Origin of the sequence: Bacteroides sp. AM54-2NS, assembly GCF_003602935.1 — a bacterium.
GTDB lineage: Bacteria > Bacteroidota > Bacteroidia > Bacteroidales > Bacteroidaceae > Bacteroides > Bacteroides xylanisolvens.
The window spans coordinates 45,658-56,911 of sequence record NZ_QTMZ01000037.1; the positions used below are offsets into that span (position 1 = coordinate 45,658).

9 protein-coding genes, 2 tRNA genes and 4 pseudogenes are annotated in these 11,254 nt (G+C 39.9%); 10 read left to right on the forward strand and 5 right to left on the reverse strand.

The features are described from left to right. Nucleotides 1-20 precede the first annotated feature (20 nt). The 4 genes and pseudogenes from DXA05_RS19340 to DXA05_RS19355 all read left to right on the forward strand — a co-directional run bounded on the left by DXA05_RS19340 (nucleotide 21) and on the right by DXA05_RS19355 (nucleotide 2,609). Entirely contained in the window at nucleotides 21-401 is a 381-nt protein-coding gene (locus DXA05_RS19340; protein ID WP_004295883.1) for a TraR/DksA C4-type zinc finger protein, read from the forward strand. 97 nt (nucleotides 402-498) lie between these two features. After that, nucleotides 499-1,155, forward strand: a complete 657-nt coding sequence (locus DXA05_RS19345; protein WP_004295884.1) for a lipoprotein signal peptidase — start codon at nucleotides 499-501, stop codon at nucleotides 1,153-1,155. Beyond that, entirely contained in the window at nucleotides 1,145-2,218 is a 1,074-nt protein-coding gene (locus tag DXA05_RS19350; RefSeq protein WP_087318089.1) for a DUF4296 domain-containing protein, read from the forward strand. Before DXA05_RS19345 ends, DXA05_RS19350 begins: the two co-directional genes overlap by 11 nt. 5 nt (nucleotides 2,219-2,223) lie before the next feature. Next, nucleotides 2,224-2,609 (forward strand): annotated as a pseudogene (locus DXA05_RS19355) (hypothetical protein). Here DXA05_RS19355 and DXA05_RS19360 read toward each other — a convergent pair. After that, nucleotides 2,560-3,323, reverse strand: a pseudogene (locus DXA05_RS19360) (RNA methyltransferase). The pseudogenes DXA05_RS19355 and DXA05_RS19360 overlap by 50 nt on opposite strands. 142 nt (nucleotides 3,324-3,465) lie before the next feature. Here DXA05_RS19360 and DXA05_RS19365 point away from each other — a divergent pair. After that, nucleotides 3,466-5,773, forward strand: a pseudogene (locus tag DXA05_RS19365) (BamA/TamA family outer membrane protein). Here DXA05_RS19365 and DXA05_RS19370 read toward each other — a convergent pair. The 3 genes and pseudogenes from DXA05_RS19370 to DXA05_RS19380 all read right to left on the reverse strand — a co-directional run bounded on the left by DXA05_RS19370 (nucleotide 5,727) and on the right by DXA05_RS19380 (nucleotide 7,364). After that, on the reverse strand, nucleotides 5,727-6,179 hold the full coding sequence (locus DXA05_RS19370; protein WP_087318087.1) for a hypothetical protein: 453 nt from the start codon (nucleotides 6,177-6,179) through the stop codon (nucleotides 5,727-5,729). The pseudogene DXA05_RS19365 and the gene DXA05_RS19370 sit on opposite strands and share 47 nt — an antisense overlap. Before the next feature lie 91 nt (nucleotides 6,180-6,270). Continuing rightward, nucleotides 6,271-6,821 (reverse strand): annotated as a pseudogene (locus DXA05_RS19375) (DUF3332 domain-containing protein). Nucleotides 6,822-6,914: 93 nt separating this feature from the next. Further along, nucleotides 6,915-7,364, reverse strand: a complete 450-nt coding sequence (locus DXA05_RS19380; RefSeq protein ID WP_087318086.1) for a DoxX family protein — start codon at nucleotides 7,362-7,364, stop codon at nucleotides 6,915-6,917. A gap of 161 nt (nucleotides 7,365-7,525) precedes the next feature. Here DXA05_RS19380 and DXA05_RS19385 point away from each other — a divergent pair, with 161 nt between their 5' ends. Then, a complete protein-coding gene (locus tag DXA05_RS19385) occupies nucleotides 7,526-7,774 on the forward strand; it encodes a hypothetical protein (protein ID WP_015531160.1) in 249 nt (82 codons plus the stop codon). Between the two features lie 123 nt (nucleotides 7,775-7,897). On the opposite strand, the gene DXA05_RS19390 is transcribed toward DXA05_RS19385, so the two are convergent. Then, the gene (locus DXA05_RS19390; RefSeq protein WP_004316432.1) at nucleotides 7,898-8,320 is read right to left on the reverse strand and encodes a hypothetical protein; all 423 of its coding nucleotides are present in this window, start codon (nucleotides 8,318-8,320) and stop codon (nucleotides 7,898-7,900) included. A gap of 96 nt (nucleotides 8,321-8,416) precedes the next feature. Here DXA05_RS19390 and DXA05_RS19395 point away from each other — a divergent pair, with 96 nt between their 5' ends. The 4 genes from DXA05_RS19395 to DXA05_RS19410 all read left to right on the forward strand — a co-directional run bounded on the left by DXA05_RS19395 (nucleotide 8,417) and on the right by DXA05_RS19410 (nucleotide 10,956). Continuing rightward, nucleotides 8,417-9,805: a peptide MFS transporter gene (locus tag DXA05_RS19395; RefSeq protein ID WP_087318085.1), complete on the forward strand. Its 1,389-nt coding sequence runs from the start codon at nucleotides 8,417-8,419 to the stop codon at nucleotides 9,803-9,805. 82 nt (nucleotides 9,806-9,887) lie between these two features. Beyond that, nucleotides 9,888-10,691 (forward strand): MBL fold metallo-hydrolase, encoded by an 804-nt coding sequence (locus DXA05_RS19400; protein WP_004316193.1) that lies wholly within the window; start codon nucleotides 9,888-9,890, stop codon nucleotides 10,689-10,691. A gap of 89 nt (nucleotides 10,692-10,780) precedes the next feature. After that, nucleotides 10,781-10,853 (forward strand) — tRNA-Lys (locus tag DXA05_RS19405). A 30-nt stretch (nucleotides 10,854-10,883) separates the two neighbouring features. After that, a tRNA-Lys gene (locus tag DXA05_RS19410) sits at nucleotides 10,884-10,956 on the forward strand. Nucleotides 10,957-11,254 lie beyond the last annotated feature (298 nt).

The window sequence follows — 11,254 nt, forward strand, 5'->3', positions numbered from 1 at the left end:
CCTTTTAAAATTGTAAAGTTATGGCAGAAAAGACTAGATATTCGGATGCGGAACTCGAGGAATTCCGTGCCATTATTATGGAGAAACTGGAATTGGCACAACGTGACTATGAACAGTTGAAGAAAAGTTTGATGGGACTGGACGGTAATGATACCGACGATACATCTCCTACGTATAAAGTATTGGAAGAAGGAGCTAATACGCTCTCCAAGGAAGAAACGACCCGACTGGCACAACGTCAGCTGAAGTTTATCCAAGGATTACAAGCTGCTTTGGTACGTATTGAGAATAAAACGTACGGCATTTGCCGTGAAACCGGAAAGTTGATTCCGGCAGAACGTCTGCGTGCTGTTCCTCATGCTACATTAAGCATTGAAGCAAAGAACAGTGGTAAAAAATAACAGATAGCAAGTAGGCTACAGGTAACGAGCTACAAGTAGCTGCGCAAAGTTTACGCACGGCACTTGTAGCTCGTTATGTTTAACTTATAATAAACACATGAAGAAACTATTCACGAAGGGGAGAATTGCCCTTCTCGTTATCTTTTCCGTATTGATTATTGACCAGATCATCAAGGTCTGGATTAAAACTCACATGTACTGGCACGAAAGTATACGTGTGACCGATTGGTTTTATATCTATTTCACCGAAAACAACGGGATGGCTTTCGGTATGGAAATCTTCGGCAAGTTATTCCTGACAACATTCCGCATTGTTGCGGTAGCATTGATAGGGTGGTATCTCTATAAAATCATAAAGAAAGGGTTCAAAACAGGTTATATCGTCTGTGTGGCTCTTATTCTGACCGGTGCTTTGGGGAACATCATAGATAGCGTGTTCTATGGAGTTATTTTCAATGAAAGCACTCATTCGCAGATTGCCAGTTTCATGCCCGAAGGTGGTGGATATTCTACCTGGTTTTACGGAAAAGTGGTGGATATGTTTTACTTTCCGATTATAGATACAAACTGGCCTACATGGATGCCGTTTGTGGGTGGAGAGCATTTTATATTCTTTAGTCCGATCTTTAATTTTGCGGATGCCGCTATCAGTTGCGGTATCATTGCCTTGTTACTCTTTTATAGTAAATATTTGAATGAGTCTTATCATTCGCTGGATAAAGATAAAAAGGAAGCTACGGATCATGAAAAATAAATTTCGGTTTCATCTGTGTCTCATCTGCATGTTCGTTTTTGCGGTAGCCGGGTGTAAAGTGAAAAGACCCAGTGATGTAATCTCGGAATCGAAGATGGAGAATTTGCTGTATGATTATCATGTGGCAAAGTCTATGGGAGATAATTTGCCTTATAGTGAGAACTATAAGAAAGCATTGTATATCGACGCCGTTTTCAAGAAATACGGGACTACACAAGCTGCATTTGATTCATCCATGGTTTGGTATACCCGTAACACAGAGATTTTATCGAAAATTTATGATAAGGTGAAAAAACGCTTGAAAGACGAACAGGAACTTGTTGGTGATCTGATAGCCAAGCGTGATAAGAAACCGAAAATGACTAAGCAGGGTGATAGCATCGATGTCTGGCCGTGGCAGCGTATGGTACGTTTGACCGGTGAAATGATGGATAATCAATATGTATTTACTTTGCCGACCGACTCTAACTACAAAGACCGGGATACATTGGTATGGGAAGTGCGGTATCGTTTCCTGGAGCCGATGCTTGCCGACTCTTTAAGAGGTGTCACTATGGCTATGCAGGTGATTTATGAAAAAGATACGATCAATCATTGGAAAATGGTGACTGAACCGGGTGTGCAACAAATTCGTTTGTTTGCAGACACATTAGGTTCGATGAAAGAAATAAAAGGTTTCATTTATTATCCGATGGATAGCCAGGAAAAAGGCGGGGCAGTATTGGCCGACCGCTTCATGATGACTCGTTATCATTGTACGGATACGCTCGCATTTGCTGTACGCGATTCTTTGAATAAGATAGAAGCATTGAAAGCGGATTCTTTGAAGAAGATAGCTACTAAAGAAAATGCCGACTCTTTACATAAGGTCATAGACAAGAATAAAGATGACATTCAGCGTCTGACACCGGAAGAGATGAACCGTCGTCGTACGGGAACTCATCGTGAGAAGAAGCCGGAGCAGATTCAGGTGGAACAGCATATCCAAAAGGAACGGATAGAGCAAAGAAAAGAACGCCAGATGAATCAACGCAGGCAACAACAAAGACGTTCAAACAACTGATTGTAATGAAACGCTTTGCTTCTCATTATTTGCTGATACCTGCCGTCGGATATATGAAGCAGCAGGTAGTGGAGATCACTGACGAAGGAGTTGTCCGAGGTGTGTTCCCATTGACCGAAGAGATTGAATCGGTTGAATGGATGCCGGGAGTGATAGTGCTACTTTCTGAAAGTCAGATGGAAGAAATAAAAAACACTGGATGATTTTAAAAAACATCCCAGTGTTTCAAATCAATCTTCCCAGTGTTTCGAATCAATCTTCCCAATGTTTTAATGAGTATCTGCAGGAAGCAGAAAAGAAGGGGGAAGCTTTATTCCCTTATTTATTTTATCCTTTTGATTTTACTTCCATGCAGCCTGTCGACGGAACTCGGCACAGATTACTGCGGTAGCAATGGCTACATTCAGAGACTCGGATGTCTCTTGGCCTGCCGGGTAATTGGGGATATATAATTTTCGGTTGATTAATGTGGCTACCTCTTTCCCTATGCCATTCCCTTCATTTCCCATTACGATCAAGCCATTGGCCGACAATGGTTGTTCATACATGTTTTTTCCATCCAGGAACGTACCGAACACAGGAGTATCTCCGAGCGACCGGATAAAATCGGGGAGGGAAGTATAATGCACTTTCACCCGGGCAATTCCCCCCATAGTGGCTTGTATGGTCTTAGGGTTATATACATCTACCGTATTCTGCGAGCAGATAATATGTTCGATGCCAAACCAGTCGGCCAAACGGATAATGGTACCCAGATTTCCGGGATCCTGCACATCGTCCAATGCAAGGCAAAGTGATGAACGAACTGCCTCCGGATCCAAAGTATATTGTGGTTGTTCGAAAATAGCAAGTACCTGTTGGGGAGTTTTCAATAAACTGGCCCGTGAAAGATCTTCCTGTGAAACTTCTACCAGTTCACTTGCGTCAATACCCGGATGCTCCTGAAACCAGGAGGGAGTGCAGCTAAAAAACGACAGGGAAAATGTCCGAGTAAATCACCTACCAATTTAGGACCTTCAGCCAGGAATACCCGCTCTTCTTTACGTATTTTCTTCAGTTCCAGCGAGTGGATATACTTTATTTTGTTTTTACTTAATGATGCCATAGATTTGATATTCTTTTGCAAAGCTATAAAGATATTTCCAATCTATCCTTACTTTCCTCTCTTTTTCTTAAATTATTTTCCCCGTCAGAAAATATAATTTATCTTTGTAGGCGCATTTTTCATGCTATCGATGTAAAACCGTATGAGGAGAAATTTTCTTTGTTTACTTGCTTCTGCTGCTGTCTTGTCACTTGCTTCGTGTACTACCACAAAGTTTGTGCCGGATGGTTCTTATTTGCTGGATGAAGTTAAAATTCGTACGGACCAGAAAAACATACGGCCTTCTTCCTTACGTATGTATGTTCGTCAAAATCCTAATGCCAAGTGGTTCAGCCTGATAAAGACTCAACTTTATGTCTACAATCTGTCGGGACGTGATTCAACCAAATGGGGAAACAAATTTTTAAGAAGGATAGGGGATGCTCCTGTAATATATAGCGAGGACGAAGCGAAACGCTCTGAAGAAGAGATCACTAAGGCTGTGCACAATATGGGATATATGGCGGCAACCGTGAAGCGTTCGACTAAAATAAAAAAGAAAAAGATTAAGCTGTATTATGATGTAACGGCCGGCAAACCCTACGTTGTTCAATCTATCAAATATGATATTTATGATCCTAAAATAGCCTCTCTTCTCAAACAGGATTCTGCCAGAAGCTTGTTGAAGGAAGGAATGTATTTGGATGTGAATGTATTGGATGCGGACAGGCAACGTATCACGAATAAGTTGCTTCGGAATGGCTATTATAAATTTAATAAGGATTATATCGGATATACGGCCGATACGGTTCGTAATACTTATAATGTAGATCTGACTCAACATTTGCAGATGTATAAAGCGCATGCGAGTGATTCAGCAAGGGCACATCAGCAATATTGGATCAATAAGATTAATTTTATTACGGATTATGACGTTTTGCAGTCTTCTGCCTTGAGCAGTGTGGATATTGATGATTCGGTTCATTATAAGGGATATCCGATTTACTATAAGGATAAGCTCTATTTACGTCCTAAAGTGCTTACGGATAACCTCCGGTTTGCTTCCGGCGATTTGTTTAATGAGCGTGATGTGCAGCAAACTTATTCCAGTTTCGGGCGTTTGTCTGCATTGAAATATACGAATATCCGTTTTATTGAGACTCAAGTTGGAGATTCAACAATGCTCGATTGTTACGTGATGTTGACTAAGAGCAAGCATAAATCGGTATCCTTTGAGGTAGAGGGAACCAATTCTGCCGGTGACTTGGGAGCGGCAGCTTCCGTTTCTTTCCAGAATAGGAATCTCTTTCGCGGGTCGGAAACGTTTATGATAAAATTCCGTGGAGCGTATGAGGTTATTTCCGGGCTTCAGGCAGGCTATTCAAATAATAACTATACGGAGTATGGAGTGGAAACGAGTATCAACTTTCCTAATTTCCTGTTCCCTTTTATTTCCTCTGATTTTAAACGGAAGATCAGGGCGACAACAGAGTTTGGTTTGCAGTATAATTATCAGTTGCGCCCGGAATTCTACGTACGATGGCTTCTGCAACTGGAGTTACAAGTGGACGCAACGTCAGAAGATACAACACCGTATTGATTTGATAAATATTGCTTTCCTTTATTTGCCCCGTATCTCTGAAAGATTTAAAGAAGACTATATAAATAAAGGACAGAACCATATATTCCAGTATAATTATCAGGATCGACTGATTATAAATATGGGATATAGCTATAATTATAATAGCGTGGGAGGATCGATTATCAATAATACGATTGCTTCTAATTCATACTCCATCCGTTTTAATTTCGAATCGGCGGGAAATGTAATGTATGCTCTGTCAAAGGCTGCAAACATTCGGAAGAACAGTAATGGTGAATACGCTATTCTGGGAATTCCTTATGCTCAATATCTGAAAGGGGAGTTTGATTTTGCTAAGAATATCAGAATCGATTATCGTAACTCTTTTGCGTTTCATGCTGGTGTGGGAATAGCTGTACCTTATGGAAATGCGAAGACTATTCCGTTTGAGAAACAATATTTCTCTGGTGGAGCCAATAGTGTCCGCGGATGGAGTGTTCGCGATTTGGGACCGGGCTCTTTTGCAGGAAATGGGAATTTGCTCGATCAATCCGGAGATATTAAACTGGATGCCAGTATTGAATACCGAAGCAAGTTATTCTGGAAGTTTCAGGGGGCGGTATTTATTGATGCTGGTAATATCTGGACCATCCGGAGTTATGCCAATCAACCGGGAGGGGTTTTCAAGTTTGATAGGTTTTATAAGCAAATAGCAGTGGCCTACGGATTAGGTCTCCGCCTGGATTTGGATTTCTTTATTTTGCGTTTTGACGGAGGTATGAAAGCTGTCAATCCTGCCTATGAAACGAAGAAAGAACATTTCCCGATTATTCATCCTAAATTTAGTCGTGACTTTGCTTTCCATTTTGCTGTGGGATATCCTTTCTAACCAGCCATTTATTATTTTCTCTTACTAATTGGAGGGTATCTTGCAGAGAGCTCATATATTCTATTTTTCCTTCAACAGGATTAATGACGAATGTATTTTTTATTTGGTAAACAACCGTTGCTTTCTCTGAATTAGCATCTATCTCACTGGATATAACAGAAACTTTCGCAGCACCTCGTGTCTTGAGTAGATCAAGGTGAGTCTGTCGGACATTGGACGCTAAAAAGCTAAGATAGGACAGGGAAGAAGGAGTACTCCATGCTTTGGCGGCCGGGTAATTGAAATTATAAAAGGCTTCGCAGAAATCTATAGCTGTTTGTTCTATTTGAGTTTGAGGAGTTTGTTGCTGGCAGGACAGGCAAGTGAATATTAGGACAGAATAGATAAGTGTATATAGTTTATTCATAGTATAAAAAGATGCTGGATGGAAGATGAGATTGAAAAAGGAGATGAAACTACTTATTGAAGTTTCATCTCCTTCGTATTTTTTTTAATTTTTAGCGGGCGGCAAACATAAGATTGCTCATTGTAGCTTGGCGTGCTGCCAGCATGCCTTGAGCATCCAACGTTACATTCATCTTTTCGCCATTCGGTAAGAACAAATCAGCAGTGCCGTCATTGTTCATTTTTACTAATTCAGCGCTTTCACCGTTTGCAACAACATTCCATGTGTTAGCTTCTTTGTTGTAGATCAAATCCATTGAAGCAGTTTCGCCTTCTTTAGTAATAGAATATCCATTCTCAAGAGTTTTCACCATGTAGTTGCCGTTCTCTCCTTTTACTTTCTTTACGTCACCTACATTAGCCATCGGATTGGAACCACTCCAGAATTCGATAGAATTGATAACTAAAGCATCAGCCAGGTAAGCTACGCCATAAACCGGAACAATGTTGAAAGCAAGGAATACGAGTTCGTTTACAAACTTGTTTCCAACTGATTGATTCCAAGAAGACAGGCGGTTGAATAAACTGAATGATCCTACACAAGAACTGAATAATAGCTACCGCTAAGCACTACTGCGACTAAAGTCAGTTTCCCTCTTTTCATGTTAAAACATTTTTGATTAATAAAAAATATTGATAATTTCTCTCATACAAGTATGCAAATATAATATTTTTTAATTAATCAGGGGGATTATTTCTAATTTTTGTATGCTCTTGATTTTCGTCTTGACAATTCGTTTCCTATGATATGGTCTATTGAAAATTTACCCGGACCGGCAATATACATCAATATGAATACCACTAAATAAATGAAAGCTAGTTCTTTAACAGCAAATACGTCATTTGCGTGAACTACAAAGAAAGCTACTATCATCGTGAAAATCATCGGGATCATGGCTAAGCGATACAAGAAGCCTACAATAAATGCCATTGAACACACAAGTTCACCAAAAATAGCTAATCCGAGAGACAGGGGACTTCCTATTCCAAGCGGATCAGGAAATACAGTTGACAACTCTTGGAAACTACTCCATTTTTGGATACCATGGTTCATTAATAATATGCCGAAGATGATCCGGACAGCCAATAGCAACAAAGACACTTTTGTTGTATTCGATTTTGTGGGGAATAAGAAATCATGAATCATAAGTCGTTCTATTTTTAAGTTTATCTTTATTTATATAAACATAAAAAATATTGAAATTGTTCTTTGCTGATAGCACAACTTGTAGAATCTCTGCCAGTTCTTCGGTTATTCCTTGTTTATGAATAAATAAACTTTGTATCTTTGTAGAAAATTCTAAAGATATGGCGCAACATACTTATGACAATGAAGCTGTTCAGGAGTTATTGAACTGGGCAAAAAAGATGATCGAAACAAAGAATTATCCAACTGAAAGATATCAGGTCAATCAATGTACTACAATTATTGATGGTAAATCGTATTTGGAATCGTTGATTGCTATGATTTCCAAAAACTGGGAAAATCCGACTTTTTATCCTACTATTGAGCAATTATGGGAGTTCAGGGAAAAGTGGGAAAACAAAGAATCGTAGTGAATGGCCGTTCCATGTTGGGAGATAAGTTATTTCATCATATAGAAATGCACTCTTAATCATGTCGGATAAGAGTGCATCATCTATTTTTTGTATATCTGTCAGCTGCTATTTATCTATTTATTAGAAAGGCAGCCATCTTTTTTTCTTTTTTGATGGCGTTTTTTCCTCTTCTCCGTTTTGGCCATAGACATCTGCAAACGTCTTTTTCTCTTTAATCATTGCATAAATGACTCCCCAATCCGGCAAACCGCCTAAGTTCCGGTCGTCAATGAACATATCAGCTTTCAACTTTCGTGAAAATCCCTGATGGCCTTTTTGCTCTTCAGGATAATCCTTATTAACGGCATAAAATTCTAAACCTCTGGCTTTGCACCATTCGACAGCTTCGTCCAAAAGTGCCCCTTCACGCACACTCCATAGTATTAAACGATGCTTTTCTTGTTGCAATAACTTCAATGTGTCAACAGCGAATGGAATTTCTTCACCAATGCGTGGATAACGATGTTCTACAATCGTTCCGTCAAAATCAACAGCTATAATCATAGTTTTTAATTACCTAATTTTGAACAAAGATACGGACAGTAAGCCAAAAAAACGTATCTTTGTCTCAAATTAACATTTTAATAAATTAATAAATACATGAACAATTCCCCTCAGCGTGCTGCTAAAGGCTTTACGAGAGCATTTTGGGTCAGCAACACAGTCGAACTGTTTGAGCGTATGGCATACTATGCCGTTTTCATCGTTCTCACTATTTATCTATCTTCCATTTTAGGTTTTAATGATTTTGAAGCAAGTATGATTTCCGGGCTTTTTTCCGGCGGGTTATATCTGCTTCCTATTTTTTCCGGTGCTTATGCTGATAAGATAGGTTTCCGGAAGTCAATGATTATAGCATTTTCCTTATTATCCGTCGGATATTTAGGATTGGGAGTATTGCCTACTTTGCTGGAAGCTGCCGGCTTGGTTAGTTATGGCGTCACTACTCAATTTAATGGTTTGCCCGATAGCTATACCCGGTGGATCATTGTGCCGGTCTTGTTTGTACTTATGGTGGGAGGATCATTTATTAAGTCCATCATTTCTGCATCTGTGGCCAAAGAAACAACGGAGGCAACGCGTGCGCGTGGTTATTCCATCTTTTATATGATGGTAAATGTAGGTGCTTTTACCGGTAAAACAATTATCGATCCTTTGCGTAATGTTATTGGTGAGCAGGCGTATATCTATATTAATTATTTCTCCGGTGCGATGACAATTATTGCTTTGCTTGCTGTTATTCTCCTTTATAAATCAACGCACACGGCTGGTGAAGGAAAAAGTCTCCGTGAGATTGGGCAAGGATTTATGCGCATCATCACCAACTGGCGTTTATTGATTCTTATTCTGATTGTTACAGGGTTCTGGATGGTGCAACAGCAACTTTACGCCACTATGCCTAAATATGTGATCCGGTTGGCCGGCGAGACGGCGAAACCGGGATGGATTGCTAATGTGAATCCCTTTGTGGTGGTTTGTTGCGTTAGCTTTATCACGCGTTTGATGGCAAAACGTAGTGCGATTACTTCGATGAATGTGGGAATGTTTTTGATTCCTTTTTCGGCGTTGCTGATGGCATGTGGAAATTTGCTGGGAAATGAGCTTATTACAGGCATGAGCAATATTACCCTGATGATGATTGCAGGTATAGTGGTACAGGCACTTGCCGAATGTTTTATTTCGCCGCGTTATCTGGAGTATTTCTCTTTGCAGGCTCCTAAAGGCGAAGAAGGAATGTATTTAGGATTCAGTCATTTACATTCCTTTCTTTCTTCCATCTTTGGTTTTGGTCTGGCGGGAATTTTGCTTACCAAATACTGTCCGGATCCTGCTTTGTTCGAGACACGGGCGGCATGGGAGGCAGCTAGCGCAAATGCCCATTACATATGGTATTACTTTGCTGCTATTGGTCTGATTGCCGCTGTAGCGCTACTATTATTTGCGAAAATCACCGAATCCATCGACAAAAAGAAGGAATCTTCTCGGTAATTCTATTCTTTTTTATGTATATTTGCCGTCACTTTGCTGTAAAAGTTGACGGCATTTTGCATTTTAATAAAGAGGATAAAACATGAAAGTAAAATTTATAAGCCTGGCGAGTGGCAGTAGTGGGAACTGTTATTATCTGGGTACTGAAACCTATGGAATACTGATAGATGCCGGAATCGGCATACGTACTATCAAAAAAACACTGAAAGATTATAATATCTTGATGGATAGTATTCGTGCGGTATTTATAACGCACGATCATGCTGACCATATCAAAGCTGTGGGTAATCTGGGAGAAAAATTGAATATTCCTGTTTATACAACCGCACGTATTCATGCTGGAATTAATCGTAGCTATTGTATGACGGAGAAATTGAGTTCGTCAGTTCGTTACCTGGAAAAGCAAGAGCCGATGACTTTGGAGGATTTTCATATCGAATCTTTTGAAGTGCCGCATGATGGAACGGACAATGTGGGGTACTGCATTGAAATCGACGGCAAAGTCTTTTCCTTCTTAACGGACCTTGGAGAAATTACTCCTACAGCTGCCCATTATATCAGTAAGGCCCATTATCTGATACTTGAAGCTAACTATGATGAGGAAATGCTCAAAATGGGGCCTTATCCTCAATATTTGAAGGAGCGGATTGCAAGTAAGACCGGCCACATGAGTAACTCTGATACTGCGGAGTTTTTAGCGGAAAATATCACTGAACATTTGCGCTATATCTGGTTGTGTCATTTGAGTAAAGACAATAATCATCCGGAGCTAGCTTATAAAACGGTGGAATGGAAATTAAAGAACAAAGGTATTCTTGTAGGTAAAGATGTGCAACTACTTGCTTTAAAGCGAAATACGCCTTCCGAGCTTTATGTGTTCGAATAAAGACGAAAAAAAGATAGTAAAAAAGCTGCATGATTGTTTGGTCAAATAAAATAAAAGACCTACTTTTGCAACCGCAAACGAGGAATTAAGCACTCTTAGCTCAGTTGGTAGAGCAACTGACTCTTAATCAGTGGGTCCAGGGTTCGAATCCCTGAGGGTGTACAAATTCAAGGTTGCAATAAATAACATGTTGCACTCTTAGCTCAGCTGGTAGAGCAATTGACTCTTAATCAATGGGTCCAGGGTTCGAGTCCCTGAGGGTGTACAAAAAAGAGGTAACTAAGGTTGCCTCTTTTTTTGTATATCAAGTGCCCGCCTGAAAATCAAGGAATAATGGGTCAGTCCGAAAACCGGAATAATATGGGCTCAGTCTGAAACCTTGGGGGATTGCGTTAAAATTCTTATTTTTGCATCATGAAAACATCCTCTTCCCAAACGATTGATCCTGTTGCTTCTTTAAGCTTGTTCTTGCCTTCAGGAATCCTTGATTACTTTACCCTAGTCAATCATGTTTCTCAGGATACTTGCTTTATTCTTTATTTAGAGGAGAAAGCCACTATTCC